5 protein-coding genes and 1 pseudogene are annotated in these 22,652 nt (G+C 69.0%); 3 read left to right on the top strand and 3 right to left on the bottom strand.

What is annotated here, in order from left to right:
- Positions 1-10,957 (top strand): annotated as a pseudogene (locus Q2100_RS08210) (amino acid adenylation domain-containing protein); the annotation flags it as partial.
- A gap of 21 nt (positions 10,958-10,978) precedes the next feature.
- Positions 10,979-11,794, top strand: a complete 816-nt coding sequence (locus Q2100_RS08205; RefSeq protein ID WP_407667597.1) for a thioesterase domain-containing protein — start codon at positions 10,979-10,981, stop codon at positions 11,792-11,794.
- A gap of 6 nt (positions 11,795-11,800) precedes the next feature.
- Here the strand turns inward: Q2100_RS08205 and Q2100_RS08200 are convergent, their stop codons facing one another.
- Complete coding sequence (locus Q2100_RS08200; protein ID WP_264013691.1) at positions 11,801-12,520, bottom strand: methyltransferase family protein; 720 nt, start codon at positions 12,518-12,520, stop codon at positions 11,801-11,803.
- A gap of 569 nt (positions 12,521-13,089) precedes the next feature.
- Here Q2100_RS08200 and Q2100_RS08195 point away from each other — a divergent pair.
- On the top strand, positions 13,090-15,273 hold the full coding sequence (locus Q2100_RS08195) for an acyltransferase family protein (RefSeq protein WP_302913608.1): 2,184 nt from the start codon (positions 13,090-13,092) through the stop codon (positions 15,271-15,273).
- 7 nt (positions 15,274-15,280) lie between these two features.
- On the opposite strand, the gene Q2100_RS08190 is transcribed toward Q2100_RS08195, so the two are convergent.
- Positions 15,281-16,102: a GAP family protein gene (locus Q2100_RS08190; RefSeq protein WP_264013693.1), complete on the bottom strand. Its 822-nt coding sequence runs from the start codon at positions 16,100-16,102 to the stop codon at positions 15,281-15,283.
- Positions 16,103-16,223: 121 nt separating this feature from the next.
- Positions 16,224-22,568, bottom strand: a complete 6,345-nt coding sequence (pks2, locus tag Q2100_RS08185) for a sulfolipid-1 biosynthesis phthioceranic/hydroxyphthioceranic acid synthase (protein ID WP_302913607.1) — start codon at positions 22,566-22,568, stop codon at positions 16,224-16,226.
- Positions 22,569-22,652 lie beyond the last annotated feature (84 nt).

Below are 22,652 nucleotides of genomic sequence, written 5' to 3'. Positions count from 1 at the left end.
GCAACGCGTCGGAGTCGACGACTCCTTCTTCGAACTCGGCGGCGATTCGCTGTCGGCGATGCAGGTCGTCGCCGCGGCGAACAAGTCGCTCAACGCCGCGATCTCGGTCCGCGACCTGTTCGAGGCGCCCACGGTCGCAGCGCTGGTGAGCCGCCTGGGTGACGGCGGCGGGCGTGCGCCGTTGGTGCCCTGTGAGCGTCCTGCGGTGGTGCCGTTGTCTTTTGCGCAGAACCGCCTGTGGTTCATCGACCAGCTGCAGGGACCGTCGCCGGTCTACAACATGGTGATCGCGCTGCGGCTGACTGGCCGCGTCGACACGGACGCGCTGCGGATGGCGCTGTCCGACGTGGTGATCCGGCACGAGTCGTTGCGCACGGTGTTCGTCGCAGAGGACGGAATCCCGCGGCAGCAGGTGCTCCCGGCTGACGCCGCCGACTTCGGCTGGCAGATCATCGACGCGGCCGGCTGGCCGGTTCACCGCCTGGAAGAGGCGGTCGGCGACGCGGCGCGGCACACCATCGATCTGGCTGTGGACACCCCACTGCGGGCGACCCTCTTCCATGTCGGCGACGACGAGCATGTGTTGGTGGGGGTGGTCCACCACATCGCCGCCGACGGGTCGTCGATTGCGCCGCTGGTGCGCAACCTGGGCGAGGCCTATCTGGCACGCCAGCAGGGACAGGCGCCGGGGTGGCCGGCACTGCCCGTTCAGTACGTCGACTACACGCTGTGGCAACGGGCGCGGTTGGGGCACCTGGACGACCCCGACAGCCCGATCGCCGCGCAGGTGGCGTACTGGGAGAGCGCGCTGGCCGGATTGCCGGAGCGCGTGGAGTTGCCGACCGATCGCCCTTACCCGGCGAAGGCCGATTACCGGGGCGCGAGCGTGACGGTGGACTGGCCGGCAGATCTGCAGCAGCGGGTGCGCGACGTGGCCCGCGAGCACGACGCCACCAGTTTCATGGTGATGCAGGCTGCACTGGCGGTGCTCCTCGGTAGGCTGAGCGCGAGTTCCGATGTCGCCGTTGGCTTCCCGATCGCCGGGCGCAACGATCCCGCTCTCGAGGAGTTGGTCGGGTTCTTCGTCAACACGCTGGTCCTGCGGGTCGACCTCGCGGAGGATCCGACGATCAGCGAATTGCTGGATCAGGTTCGCCGACGCAGCCTCGCTGCATTCGAGCATCAGGACGTGCCGTTCGAGGTCCTGGTGGATCGACTCAATCCGACTCGATCCATGACGCACCATCCACTCGTGCAGGTTCTGTTCGCCTGGCAGAACTTCGCCGGCCGCGATGATGACGGTCTGGACGTCAAGCTGGGAGACGCCACGGTCAGTCAGTTGCCGATCGGCACTCAGACCGCGCGGATGGATCTGACCTTCTCGCTCGCCGAACGCTGGACCGACGGTGGTGAGGCCGCGGGAATCGGTGGGGCAGTGGAGTTCCGGACCGACGTGTTCGACGCGTCGACCATCGAGACCCTGATCGGACGGTTGGAGCGGGTGCTGACGGCGATGACCGCCGATCAGCATCAGCACGTGTCCGACATCGTCGTGCTGGGCACCGATGAGCACGTCCGCATCGACGAGTTCGGCAATGTTCCCGTGCTGGCGCTGCCCGCGCCGCCGCTGAAGTCGATTCCCGCTCTGTTCGCCGAACAGGTCGGCCGTACGCCCGCCGCGGTGGCGTTGTCGTTCGGCGACCGGTCGATGACATACCGGGAACTGGACGAGACCGCCGATCGCCTGGCGCACCTCCTCGTCGACCAGGGCGCCGGGCCCGGTGAGTGCGTCGCGGTGCTCTTCAACCGCTCGATCGACGCGATCGTCGCGATTCTCGCCGTGCTCAAGTCCGGGGCGGCATATCTGCCGATCGACCCCGCTCATCCCGACGCGCGTATCGGCCTTGTCCTCGGAGATGCCGCACCTGTCGCAGCGATCAGCACCGCGGGTCTGGCCGATCGGCTGCAGGGCCTCGGCGTCGACGTCATCGATTCCGCGGATCCTCGGCTGGACACCCGAGCCGGGGCAGCGTTACCGCTTCCCGCAGCCGAGGATGTCGCCTACATCATCTACACCTCGGGCACGACCGGTGTCCCGAAGGGCGTGGCGGTGACCCATGGGAACGTGACCCAGCTGCTGGAGTCGGTGGACCTCGGTCTGCCGTCCGAGGGTGTGTGGACGCAATGGCACTCGCTCGCGTTCGACGTCTCGGTCTGGGAAATGTTCGGCGCCTTGCTCAGTGGCGGGCGGCTGGTCGTGGTCTCGGAGTCGGTGGCGCGCTCTCCCGGTGAGATGCATGCGCTATTGGTCGCCGAACACGTCACCGTCCTGAACCAGACTCCTTCGGCTGCAGCGGTTCTGTCGCCCGAAGGGCTGGACTCGGTTGCCCTGGTGGTCGCGGGAGAGGCCTGTCCTGCCGAGCTGGTCGACCAGTGGGCACCCGGGCGGTTGATGATCAACGGCTACGGCCCGACCGAGACCTGGTACACGTCGTTCACCGCGCCGCTGACCGCCGGATCGGATGTCGTGCCGATCGGATCACCGGTGCCCGGTGCGGCTTTCATGGTGCTCGACGATCACCTGCAGCGGGTGCCGATCGGTGTCATCGGTGAGTTGTACGTGGCCGGACACGGCGTCGCCCAGGGGTATGTCGGCCGGGGGCCGCTGACGGCGTCCCGGTTCGTGGCGTGCCCGTCCGGCAGGGCCGGGGCACGCATGTACCGGACCGGGGACCTGGTGCGCTGGGGCGCCGACGGACAGTTGCAGTACCTGGGACGCGCCGACGAACAGGTCAAGATCCGCGGCTACCGCATCGAGCTCGGTGACATCCGCACCGCGCTGTCCGGGCTCGACGGGGTGGCTCAGGCGGCGGTGATCGCCCGCGAGGACCGTCCCGGCGACAAGCGGCTCGTCGGCTATGTCACAGGCGATGCGGCCCCCGCCGAGGTCCGCGCCGCGCTCGCCGAGCGACTGCCTGCCTACATGGTGCCCGCGGCGATCGTCGTGATGGACGAGCTGCCGCTGACGTCCAACGGCAAACTCGACCGGCGCCGGCTGCCCGAACCGGAGTACCAGGAAGGCGAACACCACCGCGATCCCGTCGACGCCGTCCAGGACCTGGTGGCGGGCATCTACGCCCAGGTGCTGGGCGCCCATCGGGTGGGGATCGACGATTCCTTCTTCGAACTGGGAGGTGACTCGCTGTCGGCGATGCGGGTCATCGCCGCCGTGAACAAGTCGCTGAACGCCGAACTGGCGGTGCGCGACCTGTTCGAGGCGCCGTCGGTGGCCCAGCTGGCGTCCCGCGTCGTCGGCACCGGCGACACCCTCGAGCCACTTGCCGTCGCCGAGTCGCGTCCGGCGGAGGTGCCACTGTCCTTCGCGCAGAACCGGTTGTGGTTCCTGGACCAGCTGCAGGGCCCGTCGCCGATCTACAACATGGTGGTGGCGTTGCAGCTCGGCGGACGCCTCGATGTGGAGGCGCTGCGTGCGGCGCTGGCCGACGTGGTGGCTCGCCATGAGAGCCTGCGCACACTGTTCCCGGCGCGCGACGGTGTGCCCCACCAACTGGTCATTCCCGCCGAGGACGCGGACTTCGGCTGGCAGATCGTGGACGCCGAGGGCTGGAGCACTGAGCGGCTGCGCGAGGCGATCGGCGGCTCGGCTCGGTACACGTTCGATCTGGCGGGTCAGATTCCGCTGCGCGCAACGCTTTTCCGACTCACCGACAGCGAACACGTGCTCGTGGGTGTGGTGCACCACATCGCCGCCGACGGTGTGTCCGTCAACCCGTTGGTGGCGGATCTGGGGATCGCGTACCAGGCCCGGCGGGACGGCAGCGCGCCCGAGCGGGCGCCCCTGCCGGTGCAGTATGTCGACTACACGCTGTGGCAGCGCGCACAGCTCGGCGACCTGAACGACACCGGCAGTCCGATCGCTGCTCAGCTGGAGTACTGGGAGGACGCTCTGGCGGGGATGCCGGAGCGGTTGCAGCTGCCCACGGACAGGCCGTACCCCTTGGTGGCGGACCAGCAGGGCGCCAACGTGATGGTGGAGTGGCCGGCGGACGTGCAGCAGCGACTGCGTGAGGTGGCTCGCCGGCACAATGCCACCAGCTTCATGGTCATGCAGGCCGCACTCTCGGTGCTGTTGTCCCGTCTGAGTGCGAACACCGATGTCGCGGTGGGCTTCCCGATCGCCGGGCGACGCGACCCGGCCCTCGACGAACTCGTGGGCTTCTTCGTGAACACCCTCGTGCTCCGGGTCGATCTGGACGACGACCCCACCGTCGGGGATCTGCTCGGTCAGGTGCGCGCGCGCAGCCTTGCCGCCTACGAGCACCAGGACGTGCCGTTCGAGGTGCTCGTCGACCGGCTCAACCCGGCGCGATCCATGGCCCACCATCCTCTCGTCCAGGTGTCGCTGGCATGGCAGAACTTCGCAGGCAACGGTGATGCGCTCCAGAAACTGACCCTCGGTGATCTCGAGGTGTCTCAGGTGCCGGCGGAAACCCTGACCGCGCGAATGGACTTGTCCTTCAACCTGTCCGAGCGCTGGGGCGAAGCAGGGGAGTACGCAGGCATCGGCGGTTCGGTCGAATTCCGGACCGATGTGTTCGATGCGGCCAGGGTCGAGGAACTGCTCGAGCGCCTGCAGCGTGTGCTCATCGCGATGGCTGCTGATCCGGCGCAACGCGTTTCGGCGATCGACGTCATGGGTGACGCCGAGCACGACCGATTGAACGCGATCGGCAACCGGGCGGTGCTGGTCGAACCGGCGGCGGTGTCCGCATCGGTTCCGGAGGTGTTCGCCGGAAACGTCGCACGCATCCCGGACGCGGTGGCACTGGTCTGCGAGGGCAGATCACTGACCTATCGCCAGCTCGACGAGGCCGCCAACCGGATGGCGCACCTGCTGATCGGCCGCGGGGTGGGCCCCGGGCGGATCGCGGCGCTCCTGCTCGACCGCTCCGCGGAGGCGGTGGTGGCGATCCTGGCGGTCTTCAAGGCCGGAGCGGCCTACCTGCCGATCGACCCTTCGGTTCCGTCCTCGCGCCTCGAGTTCATCCTCACTGACGCCGCACCCGCTGCGGTCCTCACCACGGCGGACCACAGGTCGCGGATCGAAGCATTCGACGTGCCCGTCATCGACGTCGACGAGCCCTCCGTCGCAACCCATCCCAGCTCGGCGTTGCCGATGCCGAGCGCCGACGATCTCGCCTACATCATCTACACCTCCGGCACCACCGGTGCCCCCAAGGGCGTCGCGATCACCCACCGCAACGTCACCCAGCTGCTCAGCTCCCTGGACGCCGGTCTGCCGCAGCCCGGTGTGTGGGCGCTGTGCCATTCACTGTCGTTCGACTTCTCCGTGTGGCAGATGTGGGCCCCGCTGCTGGGCGGTGGCCGGCTGGTCGTGGTGCCCGAGGCGGTGACCTCGTCGCCGGACGACTTCCACGCCACTCTGGTGGCCGAGCAGGTGAACGTCCTCACGCAGACCCCGTCGGCGGTCGGCATGCTGTCGACGGAAGGTCTGGAGTCGGCGGCGCTGGTCGTCGGTGGCGAGGCGTGCCCGCCGGAGGTCGTCGACACCTGGGCTCCGGGGCGCGTGATGGTCAACGCCTACGGCCCGACCGAGACGACGATGTGTGTGGCGATCAGTGCGCCGCTGGCGGCAGGGTCGGGCGTGGTCCCGATCGGTTCGCCCGTGCCGGACGCGGCGTTGTTCGTCCTGGATCCCTGGATGCGGCCGGTGCCCGAGGGCGTGGTCGGTGAGCTCTACGTCGCGGGCAGCGGCGTCGGCGTCGGATATGTCGGCCGTAGGGGATTGACCGCATCACGTTTCGTGGCCTGCCCGTTCGGTAAGCCGGGAGCGCGGATGTACCGCACCGGTGACCTGGTGAGCTGGGGCACCGACGGCCAGTTGCTGTACATGGGCCGCGCCGACGAGCAGATCAAGATTCGTGGTTTCCGCATCGAACTCGGCGAGATCCAAGCCGCTCTGGCCGCCCTCGACGGCGTCGAACACGCCGCCGTCATCGCCCGCGAGGACCGTCCCGGTGACAAGCGCCTCGTCGGGTACATCACCGGCGATGCCGATCCGGCACAGACGCGGAACGCACTGACCGAGCGGTTGCCCGCCTACATGGTGCCCACCGCGGTGGTGGCGCTGGAGGCGCTGCCGCTGACGTCGAACGGCAAGCTCGACATCCGCAAGCTGCCGGCCCCGGATTACGCGGCCGGCGCGCAGTACCGGGCTCCCGAGAACGCGGTCGAGGACGTCCTCGCCGGGATCTATGCCGACGTGCTCGGCGTCGAATCCGTCGGTGTCGACGACTCGTTCTTCGACCTCGGCGGCGACAGCATCATGTCGATGCAGGTGGTGGCCCGTGCTCGGGCCGTCGGACTGAAGTGCCGGGCGCGAGACGTCTTCGTGGAGCAGACAGTCGCACGGCTCGCCCGCGTCGTCGGCGTCGCCGACGGGTCGGCGGCCATCCTCGACGAGGGTGTGGGGACCGTGGTGGCGACCCCGATCATCCGGTGGCTCGAAGAGGTCGGCCGCGGTGTCGACCAGTTCAACCAGACCGTCGTCGCGCAGGCGCCCCAAGGGGTCTCGGACGCCGACGTGTTCACCGTCGTGCAGGCGTTGCTGGACCGGCACCCGATGCTGCGACTGAAGGTGGTCGACGGTGGACGTCCACACGGCTGGCGGCTCACCGTCCCCGAGGCCGGTGCGGTCCGCGCCGAGGACTGCCTGTTCGCGGTCGAGGCCGTTTCCGACGAGGTGATGGTCGCGGCGCGGATGCGGCTGAATCCGGCGAACGGAGTGATGCTCAGCGCGGTGTGGGAGCGCTCCACGAGCCGCCTGGCGCTGGTCATCCACCACCTCGCCGTCGACGGTGTGTCGTGGCGGATCCTGATGGAAGACCTCAACATCGTGTGGGCGCAGCGCCACAGTGGGCAGCCCGTGATGCTGCCGGCCCCAACCACTTCGTTCGCGCGGTGGTCGTCGCTGCTGGCCGAGCACGCGCGGTCACCGCAGGTGGTCGAGCAGGCCGACAGCTGGCGGCGGATCCTGACCGCGCCCGCGGCGACGGCGCAGTCAGATGTCGAAGCGGACACACTGGCGAGCGCGGGCCACCTGGTGATGTCACTCGACAGCGACACCACCCGGATGCTGTTGGGCGAGGTGCCCGCGGCGTTCCACGCCGGCGTCCAGGACATCCTGCTGGTCGCCTTCGTGATGGCGCTGTCGGAATACCTCGGCGGACGGGGAACCGCGGTCGGCGTCGACGTCGAGGGTCACGGGCGCGACGACGACCTGGCCTCGGACGTGGATCTGTCCCGCACCGTCGGCTGGTTCACCACGAAATACCCTGTCGCGCTCACCGTCGGCGAACTGCCGTGGTCCGAGGTGACGTCAGGCGGCGCGGCGCTCGGGTCGATCATCAAGGACGCCAAGGAAGAACTGCGCAGGATGCCCGACGGCCTGACCTACGGGCTGCTGCGCTACCTCAACCCCGATGTCGATCTCGACGGCGCGGAACCCACGGTCAGCTTCAACTACCTCGGACGCCTCGGATCGTCGGCGCCCAGCGGGGAGGACGCAGCGGCGTTCTGGCAGATCAGCCAGGACGGCATGGCGTCGATCGCCGCCGCCGCCGCGGTGCCGATGCCCCTGCCGCACACGGTCGCCCTCAACGCCGGAACCCTCGAGACCGACAGCGGCCCGGTACTGCACGCGGACTGGATCTACGCCCCGTCCGTGCTCGACAGCGGTCAGGTCGGCACGCTGAGCCGGCTGTGGTTCGAGGCCCTTTCGGGAATCTGCGCGCACGTGCGCAGTGGCGGAGGCGGCCTGACGCCGTCCGACATCGTGCCCGCCCGGCTGAGCCAACGCCAGATCGACGATCTCAGCTCAGAAGCACGGATCGCGGACATCCTGCCGCTGCCTCCGCTGCAGCAGGGACTGCTCTTCCACGCCCGGGCCGCCGACGGGCCGGACGACGACGTCTACGCGGTCCAGTTGGTCTTCACCCTGGCCGGCGCGCTGGACACCGGGCGCCTCCGTGACGCGGTGGCGGCCGCGGTCCGGCGGCATCCGCACCTGGCCGCGCGCTTCTGCGACGGATTCGACGAACCCGTGCAGGTGATTCCGGCCGAGCCGCAGGTCCCCTGGCGCCTCGTCGAACTGCACGCCGCCGACGAAGCGGAGATCGACGAGATCTGTGCCGCCGAACGCGCCGCGGTCGGCGACCTGGCGGACGAGCCGGCCTTCCGGGCCGCGCTGATCCGCACCGCCACAGACGAATACCGGTTCGTGCTGACGAATCACCACATCCTGATGGACGGTTGGTCGCTGCCGATCCTGATGCGGGAGATCTTCGCCGGCTACTTCGGGCAGCGGTTGCCCGCCGCCCCGCCGTACCGCAGGTTCGTCACCTGGCTGGCCGAACAGGACCGCCACGCCGCCGAGGCGGCGTGGCGCGAGATGCTCTCGGGCTTCGACACGCCGACCCTGGTCAGCTCGGCCACTCGCCTCGACGCCGCGGAACGAAGGGTCTCGCGGTTCGTGCTGCCGGAGGACATCACCCACGCGATCACCGGACTGGCGCGCTCGCACCACACGACGATCAGCACCGTGCTGCAGGCCGCCTGGGCGCAGATGCTGATGTGGCTGACCGGTCAGGACGACGTGGTCTTCGGCGTCACCGTCTCCGGCCGGCCCGCCGAACTCGCCGGCGCCGAGTCGATGGTCGGTCTACTCATCAACACCGTCCCGGTGCGCGCCCGCATGAGCACTGCGACCACGACGGCCGAGCTGCTCGAGCAATTGCAGCGCGACCACAATGACACGCTCGATCATCACCACGTCGCACTGAGCGACATCCACCGCGTGACGGGTCACGAGGTGCTGTTCGACACCCTCTTCGTCTTCGAGAACTTCCCGATGGACTCCTCGGCGGCGATGAGCACCGAGGACTTCGCGATCACCGACGTCGTCACCCGGGAGTACACGCACTATCCGCTCACGGTGCAGACGAGCCCGGGCGACCAGCTCGGCGTGCGGATGGAGTTCGGCACCGGCGTGTTCGATGCGACGGCGGTCGAGGCATTGGCGGCGCGGTTCGAGCGGGTGCTGGCCGCGATGACCGCCGACCCGACGATGCGTTTGTCGTCGGTCGACCTGCTGGCCGCCGAAGAGCGGGCGCGGATCGACGAGATCGGTAACCGCGCGGCGGCGGTCCATCCCCCCGCGCCGGGACGGTCGCTGCCCGAGTTGTTCACCGAACAGGTGGCGCGCACACCGGATGCAGTCGCGGTGCGCAGCGGTGAGCGGTCAATGACGTACCGGGAACTCGGCGATGCGGCCACGCGGTTGGCGCACGTGCTCTCGGCTCGCGGGGCCCGCGCGGGAGAGCGCGTCGCGGTGTTGCTCCCGCGTTCGGCCGACGCGGTGGTGGCGATCCTGGCGGTGCTCGAGTCGGGGGCGGCGTACGTGCCGATCGATCCGTCGCAGCCCGACGCCCGGTTGGCGATGATCCTCGGCGATTCGGCTCCGGTGGCGGTCATCTCCACGGCGGCGGCACGGGCCCGGCTGGCCGGTCACCATGTGGACGTCGTCGACGTCGACGACCCGGCAGTCGCCGCGGCACCGGTCGCCGTGCTGCCGGCCCCTGCGCCCGACGACATCGCCTACCAGATCTACACCTCGGGTACCACCGGTGTGCCGAAAGGTGTTGCAGTCACGCACCGCAACGCGGTCCAGTTGCTCGAGTCGCTGCCTGTCGACCTGCCGCGTGCCGGCACCTGGACGCAGTGGCATTCGTACGCGTTCGACGTCTCGGTGTGGGACATCTTCGCTCCCTTGCTGGGCGGAGGCCGGCTGTTGGTGGTGCCCGAGGCCGTCGCGGCGTCGCCGGAGGACTTCCACGCACTGCTGGTCGACGAGCAGGTCGACGTGCTGAGTCAGACACCGTCGGCGTTGGGGATGCTGTCACCGGAGGGCCTGGATTCCCTTTCGTTGGTGGTCGCCGGTGAGGCGTGCCCGTCAGAGCTGGTGGATCGTTGGGCGCCCGGACGGGTGATGGTCAACGCCTACGGCCCCACCGAGGCAACCGTCTACGCCGCGACGAGCCGGCCGCTCACGGCGGGCTCGGGTGTGGTCCCGATCGGGTCGCCGGTGCCCGGCGCGGCGTTGTTCGTGCTGGACCGGTGGATGCGGCCGGTGGCCGCCGGAGTGATCGGTGAGTTGTATATCGCCGGAACGCAATTGGCGGTCGGATATCTTCGCCGCGCGGGTCTGACGGCGTCCCGGTTCGTGGCATGCCCGTCGGGGGCGCCGGGGTCGCGGATGTACCGGACCGGGGACCTGGTCCGGTGGGGCGCCGACGGGCAGCTCCAATACCTCGGGCGCGCCGACGAGCAGGTGAAGATCCGCGGTTACCGCATCGAACTGGGTGACGTCCAGGCCGCACTGGCCGGCCTGCCGGGCGTGAGCCAGGCCGCGGTGGTGGTACGAGAGGACCGCCCGGGAGACAGGCGGCTGGTCGGTTACGTGACCGGCACCGCCGATTCGGCGACGGCGCGCGCGCAACTGGCCGAGCGGCTGCCGGCCTACATGGTGCCCGCGGCGGTGGTGGCGCTGCAGGCGCTGCCGTTGACCGTCAACGGCAAACTCGACGCCCGCATGCTGCCCGCGCCGGAGTACCAGGACCGCGGTCGGTACCGCGCCCCGGGGAACCCGACCGAGACGGCGCTGGCCGAGATCTACACGCAGATACTCGGTGTCGAGGCAGTCAGCGTCGACGATTCCTTCTTCGAGCTGGGTGGTGACTCGCTGTCGGCGATGCGTCTGGTGGCGGCGGTCAACAAGGAGTTCGACACCCACATCGTCGTGCGGACCCTCTTCGAGGCGCCGACCGTGGCGCAGTTGAGTCAGCGGTTGGCGGGCGACGAGCACGAGCACGAAGCAGAGGTGGTGCCCGTCGACATCTTCAAGGACGGCAGCGGCACGCCGTTGTGCTGCATCCATGACGGTTTCGGGCTCAGCTGGTCCTACCGGAGCCTCGCGACGTACCACGACGGACCGGTCATCGGCATCAACCAGGTGCCGTCGGCCGGCGAGGCCGAGCCGGACTCGATTGCCGGCATGGCGGTGCTCTACGCGGACAGGATCCAGGCGTTGTACCCGTCGGGGCCCTACCAGCTCCTGGGCTGGTCGATCGGTGGCGTCATCGCGCACGAGGTCGCCATCGAGCTCCGGCGGCGAGGGGCAGTGGTGGAACGGCTGATCCTGCTCGACCCGGCCCTCACCCCGGTCGCGGCGTTCCCGACGCGCCGATCGCTGGACAAGAGCCGGATCTTCGAGAAGATCGTCGCCGCGAGCAAGTCCGAGGTTCCCGCGCGGTCCAGGCAGCTGGTGTTCCAGCGCGCGGCGGAGCTCATGGACGAGGGCGACGGCGGGCAGCGCGAGCTCCCGCTGCCGCTCGAGGGCATGCTCGGACTCATGGCACGTTCACTCGACGCCAACACCAGACGGCTCAGGAGGCATCGGCCCGGTGTCTTCGACGGCGACGCGGTCGTCTTCGTGGCTGTGCAAGGCGAAGGTCTCGGCAAGATGTTGCCGGGCTTCCAGGCGAAGATGGCGAATGAAGGCCAGATGCGACGTTGGCGCCGCAACGTGGCCGGCGACATCAGCTCGGTGCCGGTGGAGTGCACCCACCACACCATGCTCACCGAGGAATCGCTGAAGCTGTACGGCGAACAGTTGAGGGAGGCGCTCGACGGCTAGGGGCCGCTAGGTGTCGAGCGCGAAGGGCGCCCGGCCGTGTTCCCTGTGCTCCCTGCGCAGGGGCAGCAGGCGGCACGGCACCTTCTGCATGTACGCGAGGTAACCGTCCAGTTCGTGCTCGAGGAGTTGCTCCTCGTCCCTGATACGGATCTCGACGGCGACGACGCACGGGATGAGGAACACGAGACCCCAGAACGACCCCAGGGTGAGGGGGATGCCGAGGATCGTGATCAGGTAGCCGGTGTACATGGGATGCCGCACCAGGCCGTAGACGCCCGTGGCGACGACCTTTTGACTGTCCTCGATGTGCACGGTGGTGGCCGCATACGTGTTCTGGAACATCACCAGCGTGACGAGGGCGGAGCCGAGTGCCACGAGTACGGCGCCGACCAGCGATATCTCGGTGGCGAGCGACGACCAGCCGAAGCGATGGTCGAGCGCGGAGAACACCAACATGGCGAACAGCGACGGCCAGAAGACGGCCATCGCCACCTTCTGCGCCGGCCTGGTCTCCGCGGCCGGACCGCCGCGCATCCGTCGTTCGAGCGCTTCCGGGTCCTTGACCAGGAGATAGACGCTGGGCAGCCAGCCGGAGAACCCGAACAACACGAGCAACAGAACCCACGCTTGCCAGTAGTCGACGGTTCCTGCCGAAAGGAAGAGCAGACCTCCGAGCAGACAGGGCTGCGCAACACCCGCTACCAGCAGTTTCACAACAGACTTCACGATTCCTCCTCAGGCGGCGGCAAGGCCGCCGGTTTCACAACGCTGTGACTCCCGTTCCCCCTGATGCATCTGTTGCTAGCCCACCGCGTCCCCTTCATTCCCAGCGATGAGAGCCTGTTTCTTCTCGCGAGATAATTTTGCCAAAGTTTACGTAGCGTGCGTTGTGCGGTGGCGTATTCGGCGAAAGTCGTGTCGCCTGTGGCCGAGGTGGCGGTCTCATCGGGTCGCGACCGGTGTCCGTCTACACTCTCGGGGCGCCCTCGAGTCCTCATCCGTCGTGAGATTGCGGGGCTCGCAAAGTGCCGTGGCCGCGTCGGGCCTGTGTCCCCTCGGGGGGCCGTCAGGTATGACGACATTCGGCCCCGGTTCCTGTAGATGCACGTCGGGACCCTGAAGCTGATCATGGTCGTGCTTGCTGAGGAAAGTTTCGAAGCAGCTCATGGTGGCGAAATCGCGTCGACACACGTAGCTGTGCGGTACCTTCTTCTCACATTCGATGATCGAGGAGACCATGGAACTCGAATCGAATCGGCTGAACCGGGGGGTGCGGCTTGAGTGGATCGGTCCGCGTGGGCTCCACGCGAGGAGCGCACCGGCTGCGCCCGGCAAACATCGGGTTCCGACCGGACATCGAAGGTCTACGAGCGGTCGCGGTGCTGGCCGTCGTTCTCTTCCACGCCCATGTGCCCGGCGTTGGCGGCGGGTACATCGGAGTCGACGTCTTCTTCGTGATCTCGGGATTCCTGATCACCCGACTGCTCTGGCAAGAGGTGAGCACCTCCGGCACCGTGCGGCTGCGGCGGTTCTACGGTGCGCGAGCCCGACGGTTGCTGCCGGCGTCGGCCACGGTGGGAATCGTGATCGCGGTGGCCTCGGCGCTGTTGCTACCGCCGCTGCAGGCGAAAAGCGTCATGGTCGACGCTGTCGCGAGCGCGCTGTACGTCGGCAACTATCAGTTCCTGCTGCAAGGCGTCGACTACCTCGCCGCGAACCTGCCGGTGTCCCCGTTCCAGCACTACTGGTCTCTCAGTGTGGAAGAACAGTTCTACTTCGTGTGGCCGGCGCTGATGATCCTCGCGGCATGGCTCGTTCGTCGTGCACGACGACGCAAAGCCGCCGTCGAGGCGCCGTCGGCGAGGCCCTACATCGCACTTCTCGCTGTGGTCGCCATCGCATCGTTCGCCCTGTGCTGGGCGGTCAGCCATCTGTTGCCCGCGGTCGCATTCTTCTCGCTGCCGACGCGAGCCTGGCAGTTGGCCCTCGGCGGCCTGGTCGCGCTGACGGCCGGGCGCTGGAGCGCACTGCCGCCCGTGGTTGCGTCGTTGTTGGGATGGACGGGCCTGGCCGTCGTCGTCTTCGCGTGCACGGCGTTGAGCACATCCACCCTGTATCCGGGAACCGCTGCGCTGTTACCGACCCTGGGCGCAGCGCTCGTGATCGGCGCCGGATGTGCCGTGCCGACGCAGGGTTGCGGCCGCGTGTTGGCGTCGTCGCCGATGAGGGTGATCGGACGCCTGTCCTACTCCTGGTACCTGTGGCACTGGCCCGTACTGCTGCTCGCGCCGCTGCTCACCGGCCGGCCCCTCGGACTGTCGGGCACCGTCGCCGCGGTGCTCGTCTCAGCGGGGCTGGCGGTGCTGACACTGGTGACGATCGAGAACCCGATCCGGTACTCCACCCGCCTGCGCGGCTCTCCCGGCGGGAGTCTCGCGCTCGGCGGCGCCGCCACCGCAACGGCGGTCGGCGTCGCGATCGCGCTGCTCATGGTCATTCCCGCCCCCGTCGGGAGTGGCGCCCCGGTCGGCGCGCTGACCGTCCAGGTGACACCTCTGGCCCCCGACGACACTCCGGACGGCCACGAGGCTGCGGTCCGCGCGGTGTTCGCCCAGGTGCAGGGCGCCGTCTCCGAAGCCGTCGAACGGAAGGACGTCCCCTCCAATCTCGACCCGCCACTGGCCGAGGCGGCAGCCGAGGGCAGGGACATCTACCTGGACGGCTGCATGCGCACGTTCCTCGAAGCCGGACAGCCGGACTGCGTCTGGGGCGACCCGGCGTCGACCACGACGGTGGCCCTCGTCGGAGACTCGAACGCCGTCATGTGGGCACCGGCGTTCCAGCGGCTGGCCGAACAGCGCCGCTGGCGACTGACCGTCATGGGCAAGGCGAGCTGCCCACTGATGACACTTCCGATCTCCGCCACGTACCTACAGCGCGTGTACACCGTGTGTGAGCAGTGGCGCGAGCACGTCATCGGACGGCTGAACGCAGAGCGCCCGCAACTCGTGGTGGTGGGCATGTGGCGGCGCTACGGCGCCGTCCACGAGTACGGCGGCGGCCACGGCTGGCTGTCGGCATACGAGTCGTACAGTCCGCAGTGGATCGAGGGGCTGGGTGACCTCGTGCGGCAGGTGCACGGCATGGGTTCGAAAGTCCTTGTCCTCGGCCCGATTCCGGACCCCCGCACCCTGGTGCCGACCTGCCTGTCGGGTCATCTCGACGACGCGACGGCGTGCGCGCCCGCGACATCGGCGGCGGTGAATCAGTCCGGCATCGCGCGGGAGTCGGCATCCACACAGATCAACGGCGGCGACTACGCCGACCTCACCGAGCTCTTCTGCACCGAGAGCAGGTGCCCGGTCATCGTGGGCAACACCCTGGTGTACTTCGACGCCACCCACGTGACCGCGGAGTACGCCGGATCCCTCGCACCGGTGATGGGTGCGTTGGCAGACCGCGCACTGGCCGGGAGCTGAGCGTGGATCAGCCGAGGATCTGTGCGCCGGTCGCCAGCATGAGGACTCCGATGATCCCGAAGATGGTCACGATCAGGGGGCGCCAGTGCGCGCGCGTCCAGTCGTGCAGCCAGCGCAGGAAGACCTCGGTCTTCGTCGGGGTGACCACGTAACTCAGCAGCATGATCTCGATGACGGTGAGCGTCCCGAGCACGTACGCGGTTCCCGCGATCAGTTGGGTGCTGAGTGCGACTCCCGCACCGAGGATCGCCGTTATCACGATCAACATCCCGTCGGCCGGCGGCCCGGTACCCAGACCCATCACCAGGGCCACCCATAGGGAGTCACCCTCCCAGAGCCTGCGGACGCGCGCGACCAGCCGCTGCCACCAGGACTCGCGCTCCGCTGAAGCGACCCTGGTGCGACGTGTCAGCGTGGACACCGAGGAGTCGTCGGATTCAAGAGCCAGCGGAGAGGTGCTGAAACTCTGGACCGAACCCTCCGCCCGGTGCCGTGCTCTCGGCGGACGGGCGCGCTTGCGCATCAGGGGGCGCAACGCGATGAACAGTGCGACGGTGAGTGCGAGCGCGCCAACCACCAACTGTATGTAGCGGACGGTGCTGTTCGGCCCCGGCGCGGCCAGTACGTCCACCTCGGCCTTCAAGGCGGGCGTCAGGTTGACCACCAACAGGGGGAGTAGCAGGGCCGGGAGGCCGATGATCAGGCAACCCACCCAGAAGACGATCAGGTTCTGCAGAGGGCGGGGGCGGGAGATCATCAGCAGGACCACCCCGAGACGCACCGGGTTGATCGCGGTCACGAGCGCCGCGAACAGCACTAGGCTCCACATGCAGCGACTCCGACTCTGCTACCGGCTGTTGGCACCAAGGACCTTCCGTCGTCTGATCGAGTGCTGCGGATGGACCGGCGGCGTACACCCGCGCCGGCTGGACGCGAGTGTCGCCGTCCGATCACGCGGCAGCCACCGGCACCAGCTCGTCGTGCAACATTCCCGCCAGGTCCCGGACGGTCGTGGTCATGTCCTTGGGACTCACCCGTACCCCCGTCTCGCTCTCGATGCGGGTGCGCAGTTCGAGGGCGCCCAGCGAGTCCATGCCGTACTCCGCGAGCGGACGGTCGGGGTCGACGCTGCGACGCAGGATGAGACTGACCTGGTCGGAGATCAGCCGCCGCAGCCGGACCGGCCACTCGTCGACCGGCAGCTCATCGAGCTCGGCGCGGAACTTGCTGGTGCCCGAACCGTTCTGCCCGGTCGAGCGGAACGCTTCGGCGAAGGGGCTGTGTGCGGCGAACGCCTCCAGCCACGGTGCGCCCATGATCGGCGCGTATCCCGTGTAGGTGCGGTCGTGGCGCAACAACGCCTCGAACGCGTAGGCGCCCTCCTCGGGTGCGATGGCCACTCCGGCGCCCTCCGCCAGCGCGGTGCCCTGCCCGATCTCGCCCCATGCGCCCCAGGCGATCGAGATGGCAGGGAGGCCCTGCGCACGCCGCCACCGGGTGAACGCGTCCAGCCAGCTGTTGGCCGCGGCGTAAGCGCCCTGCCCGGGCGAGCCCACCAGGGCGGCGGCTGAGGAGAACGAGCAGAACCAGTCCACTGGCTGGTCGAGGGTCGCGGCGTGAATGTTCCACGCGCCCTGCACCTTTGCAGACCAGTCATGCTCGAGGAGCTCGTCGGTGATGTTGGCCAGCGTGGCGTCCTCGATCACCGCCGCCGCATGCAGGACGCCGCGCACCGGGAGCCCGCCGGCGGTGGCCGTGTCCACCAACCGCTGCGCCGTCCCGGGGTCGGCGATGTCGCCGGACTCGACCACCACGTCGGCGCCGCCCGCGCGCATCCGCTCGATCGCCGCGGTCGCATCGGGTGTGGGCGCCGACCGCGACGACAGCACGATCCGCCCGCAACCGGCGGCGGCCATCCTCTCCGCGAGGTACAGGCCGAGCCCGCCGAGGCCTCCGGTGATGACGTACGCACCGTCGCTGCGGAACACCGGTACCTGAGCCGCCGGAACCACCACGCGGCTGCGCCCGATGTGAGGGATCTCGAGCACGAGCTTGCCGGTGTGCTGCGCGCCGCTCATCACCCGGATCGCCGTCGCCGTCTCGGCGAGCGGGTAGCGAGTGCATTCCGGCATCGGCAGGGATCCGTCCGCGGTGAGCTGATACACCGTCTTCAGCAGCTCCCGGATCCGACCGGGATGGCTGACCGACATCAGTGCCAGGTCGACCGCGTAGAACGAGAGGTTGCGGCGGAACGGGAACAGTCCCAGCCGGGTGTCGCCGTAGATGTCACGCTTGCCGATCTCGACGAAGCGGCCGCCGAAGGCCAGCAGTTCGAGTCCTGCGCGCTGCGCGGCCCCCGGGACGGAATTGAGGACGATGTCGACGCCGTATCCGTCGGTGTCGCGACGGATCTCCTCGGCGAAGTCGGTGCTGCGGGAATCGTAGACATGCGCAATCCCCCTGTCCCGCAGCAGTTGTCGTCGCTGTTCGCTTCCCGCGGTCGCGTAGATCTCTGCGCCGGCAGCGCGGGCGATGGCGATCGCCGCCTGACCCACTCCGCCGGTGCCCGAGTGGATCAGCACCTTGTCGCCGGCCATGATCCGCGCCATGTCGTTGAGCCCGTACCAGGCGGTGGCGGTCGCGATGGTCAATGCGGCGGCCTGCACGTCACCCAGCCCGACCGGCAGCGTCACCGCCAGGTTGGCGTCGCAGGTGATGTAGGTGCCCCAGCAGCCGTTGGCCGACAGCCCGCCCACATGGTCGCCGACCTTCATGTCGGTCACTCCCGGTCCGACCGCGGTGACCACGCCGGCGAAGTCGATGCCCAGCTGCGGCAGCTTCCCGTCGAAGGCGGGGTAGCGGCCGAACGCCACGAGCACGTCGGCGAAGTTGATGCTGGACGCGTTGACCGCGACCTCGATCTGGCCCGGTCCCGGCGGGACCCGGTCGCACGTCACCAGTTCCGCCGACTCGAGGTCGCCCGGAGTCCGGATCTGCAGGCGCAACCCGACGCCCTCGAGGTCGGTGGTGGCCGTCTTGCGCTCCTCGGGGAGCAGCGGGCTGGGAGTCAACCGCGCGACATACCACTGGCCGTTCCGCCAAGCCGTCTCGTCTTCTTCGGTGCCGCTGAGCAGTTGCTGCGCGAGGTGCTCGGCGTCGGCCGTCTCGTCGACGTCGATCTGCGTTGCGCGAAGGTGCGGGTGTTCGGTGCCGATGACCCTCATCAGGCCGCGCACGCCGGCCTGCTCCAGGTTGAGCTGGTCGTCGGCCAGCACCGCCTGCGCGGCGCGGGTGACGACGTAGAGGCGGGGTGGCTCCCCTGGCGCCTCGGGCAACTCGCGCGCGATCCGCACCAGGTGCTGCACGTGGTCGCGGCCCAGCTGCGGAGCCCTGTCCCCGGACTGGCCGTCGTTCGGTCCCGTGAGGATCACCACCCCGTTGAGGCCGCCGCTGCGCAGGTGGTTCTTCAGCTCATCGGCGTTGTCGCCGAAGCTGCCCTGCTGGGGCCAGGCCATCGTGGTGCATTCGGCGCCCCGGGTCTTGAGCACGTCGGTCAGCGTGGTGGCCACCACGTCCGCGGTCGGACTGGTGCTGATGAGCAGCCAGGTGCCGCCGTCGGCGTACTCCCCGACCTCGGGCAGCTCCCGGTGTCGCCATTCGACGGTCAGGAGTCGCTCGGCGAGCAGCCGTTCCGGCCGGTCGTGCTCGGAAGCGCCGGTACCCAGCTCCAGGCCCTGCACCGCGAGGATGACGGCGCCGTGCTCGTCGAGGATGTCGATGTCCGCCTCGACTCCGGAGGTGTCGGCCTTCGTCACCCGGGTGTAGCAGAAATGGGCTTTGCGGGCGGTGCCGTAGGCGCGAAGCCAGCGAATTCCCAGGGGCAGCCCCAGCGCCCCCTCGCCGAGGGCGCGAACCAGCGGATGAGCCTCGACGGACTGGAAGCAGGCGTCCAGCAGAGCCGGGTGCACCCCGTAGGCGTCCTGTTGCGAGCGGATCTGGCGGGGTAGCGCAACCTCTGCCAGCACGGTGTCGGACGCCTCGTCGCCGGTGTGCACGACGACAAGACCCGAGAAGGCCTCGCCGTACTGCATCCCGCGCTCGTCCATCCGCCGGCGCACGTCGTCGCCGTCCTCCAGTGCCGGATGAGCGGCCAGCAGCGCGGCGACGTCGTGTGCAGCGGGGTGCCCGTTCTGTGCGACCTGCAGGACCGCGGAGGCCTGTCGTGACTGCTCGCCCGCCTGGTTGGTCTCGACGGTGAACTCGGCGGTTCCTGGCGAGGACACCGATGCCGCCGCACCGATCGTGGTCTCCTCGTCCAGCAGCAGCGCCTGCTCGAAGCGCATGTCCCGGACCTCGGCTTCGTCACCGAGGACCGTGCGCGCCGCCGCCAGGGCCATCTCGCAATACGCCGCGCCGGGCAACACAGCCACATTGCGGACCTGGTGATCGCCGAGCCAGGGCTGCGCGGCGGTGCCGACCTCGCCCTGCCACACGTGGCGCTCGGGTTCCTCCTGCAGACGGACGTGCTCGCCGAGCAGCGGATGCACCGAGACGGTGCGGGCGCCGTGCGTCGAGGACTCCTGCACGCGCCCGGTCAGCCAGTGCTGACGGTGGGTCCACGTCGGCAGCGGCGCGTCCACCAGCCGGCCGGCCGGGCAGAGCACGAAGAAGTCGACTGCCGCCCCCGCGCTGTGCATGTCCGCCATGAAGCCCACCAGCCCGTGCGGCATCTCTTGTTCGCGGCGCATCCCGGCCAGCGCCGCGAGCGGGACATCCACGCTCTCGGCGATCTGATTGAGGGCGCGGACCAGGAGGGGATGCGGCGAGAGCTCGGCGAAGACGCGGAAACCGTCCTCGAGAGCAGCCTGCACCGCCGTGGCGAACCGCACCATGCGACGGCAGTTGTCGGCCCAGTAGCGGGCGTCGAACGCCGGCTGGTCGCGGGGATCGAAGGAGGTGGCCGAGTAGAAGGGGATCTCGGGAGTCATCGGCGTCAGATCCCCGAGGGCGTCCTTGAGCTCACCGAGGATCGGGTCGACCTGAGGCGAGTGGAACGCGACATCGGTCGGGACCTCGCGGGCCATCACGTCGCGCTCCTCCCAGGCAGCGACGAGTTCGTGCACCTTCTCGGCGGCGCCCGCGATGACCGTGGACTGCGGCGATGACACCACGGCCACCACGACGTCCTTGATCCCGCGCGCCATCAGTTCGGAAAGCACCTGCTGGGCCGGCAATTCGACCGATGCCGTGGCGCCGGCGCCCGCGACCTTGCCCATCAGCCGGGAACGACGGCAGACGACGCGCGCACCGTCCTCCAGTGAGAGTGCACCGGCGACGACCGCTGCCGCCGCCTCGCCGAGCGAGTGCCCGATCACCGCGGCCGGGCGTACGCCGTGTGCCTTCAGGGTGGCGGCCATGGCGACCTGCATCGTGAACAGCGTCGGTTGCACCTGGTGCTGGCCGGTGACGGTCTGCAACGCCGACATCGCCTCGGTCACCGAGAATCCCGACTCCTCGGCGATGACGGACTCCGCTTGCGCGACGGTCGCGGCGAACACCGGTTCGGTCGCCAGCAGCTGCGCACCCATCCCCGCCCACTGCGAACCCTGACCGGAGAACACCCAGACCGGACCTCGATCGTCGCGTCCGACCGCGGCCGGATACGGGGCGTCACCGTCTGCGATCGCGCGTAGTTCCTGGGCGAGTCCGGGCTTGGTGTTCGCGATGACGGCGGTCCGGACCGGCCGGTGCGCGCGGCGGCGCGCCAGTGTGTAGGCCAGATCGGGTAGCTCGACGTCGTCATGGGCGGTCACCCAGTCGGCGAGCCGGCCTGCGGTGCGGCGCAACTCGTCTGCCGATGTGGAGGACAGCGCGAACAGCAGCGGCGCCGTTGCCGATGAGTCCGAGCCCCCGTGCTGTGCTGTGTCGGCTCCGGTTTCGGGGGCCTGCTCGAGGATGGCGTGAACGTTGGTGCCCGAGACTCCGTACGCCGACACGGCCGCCCGCCGGGGTGCTCCGCCATTGGTCGGCCACGGCGTGTTCGCCTGCGGGACGAACAGTTTGGTCTCGATCTCCGCCATCTCGTCCGGCAGCCGGTTGAAGTGGAGATTCTGTGGGACGACGCCACCCTGCAGCGAGAGCACCGCCTTCACCAAGCCGAGTGCGCCGGACGCCGACTGGGTGTGGCCGAAGTTCGTCTTCGAGGACGCCAGTGCGCACGGACCGTCGATGCCGTAAACCTCGGCCAGGCTGGCGTATTCGATGGGATCACCGGTCGGGGTGCCGGTACCGTGTGCCTCGACCATGCCGACACTGCTCGAGTCGACCCCGGCGGCGGACAACGCATCTCGGTAAGCGGTGACCTGAGCGGTCCGTGACGGTGTCGCGATGTTGACCGTGCGGCCGTCCTGGTTGGCGGAGGTGCCGCGGATCACCGCGAGGATCCGGTCACCGTCGCGCTGCGCCTCCGAGAGCCGTTTGAGCATCACGACGGCGCAGCCCTCACCGGCCACGAAGCCGTCGGCCTCCACGTCGAACGTGTGGCACCGACCGGTGGGGGAGAGCATTCCCTCTGCCGATCCGGCCGCCCACTTGCGGGGGTCCAGCGCCAGTGCGACGCCACCGGCAAGGGCGAGGTCGGTCTCGCCCTCGTGCAGGCTGCGGCAGGCCAGATGCACGGCCGCCAGGCCCGAGGAGCACGCGGTGTCCACCGTGAGGGCGGGACCGTGCAGGCCGAGGGCGTAGGCGATCCGGCCCGAGGCCAGGCTCGGATTGTTGGCGATGAAGCCGTACGGCTTCTCGACGGCGCCGGCCTCAGCGGCCACCAGCTGATAGTCGTTGTGGGTCAGTCCCACATACACACCGGTCAGTGAGTCGGCCACAGCCTCGCGGTCGAGGCCGGCATGTTCCATCGCCTCCCAGGAGGTTTCGAGCAGCAGCCGGTGCTGCGGGTCGCTGACGGTCGCTTCGCGCTCGCCCATCCCGAAGAACTCGGAATCGAAGCCTGCGACATTGTCGAGGAATGCACCCCATTTCGACACAGAGCGACCCGGCACCCCGGGCTCAGGGTCGTAGAAGTCGTCGGCATCCCAACGGTCGGACGGGATCTCCGTGACGAGGTCGTCACCACGCAGCAACGCCTCCCACAGCCGCTCGGGGGAATCGATGCCACCTGGGAGTCGGCACGCCATCCCGATCACGGCCACCGGGGTGACCGGACCTCTGCCGCCGTGGCGCGCCGATACGGGCGAATCCGCTTCCGGCAGGAAATCTTGCCCGATCTCGGGTGTAGTCATTCTTCCCCTTGCAAACGTTGCCGCGGTCCAGCCGGAGGCCGAGCCGAATCCCCAGTGCTACTAACGGCACAGTAGCCGCCGTGG

This window comes from Mycolicibacterium arseniciresistens (genome assembly GCF_030519285.1).
Lineage (GTDB): Bacteria > Actinomycetota > Actinomycetes > Mycobacteriales > Mycobacteriaceae > Mycobacterium > Mycobacterium arseniciresistens.
Note: the sequence above shows the minus strand (reverse complement) of the source record. Positions and strands in the feature narration are given on the sequence as shown.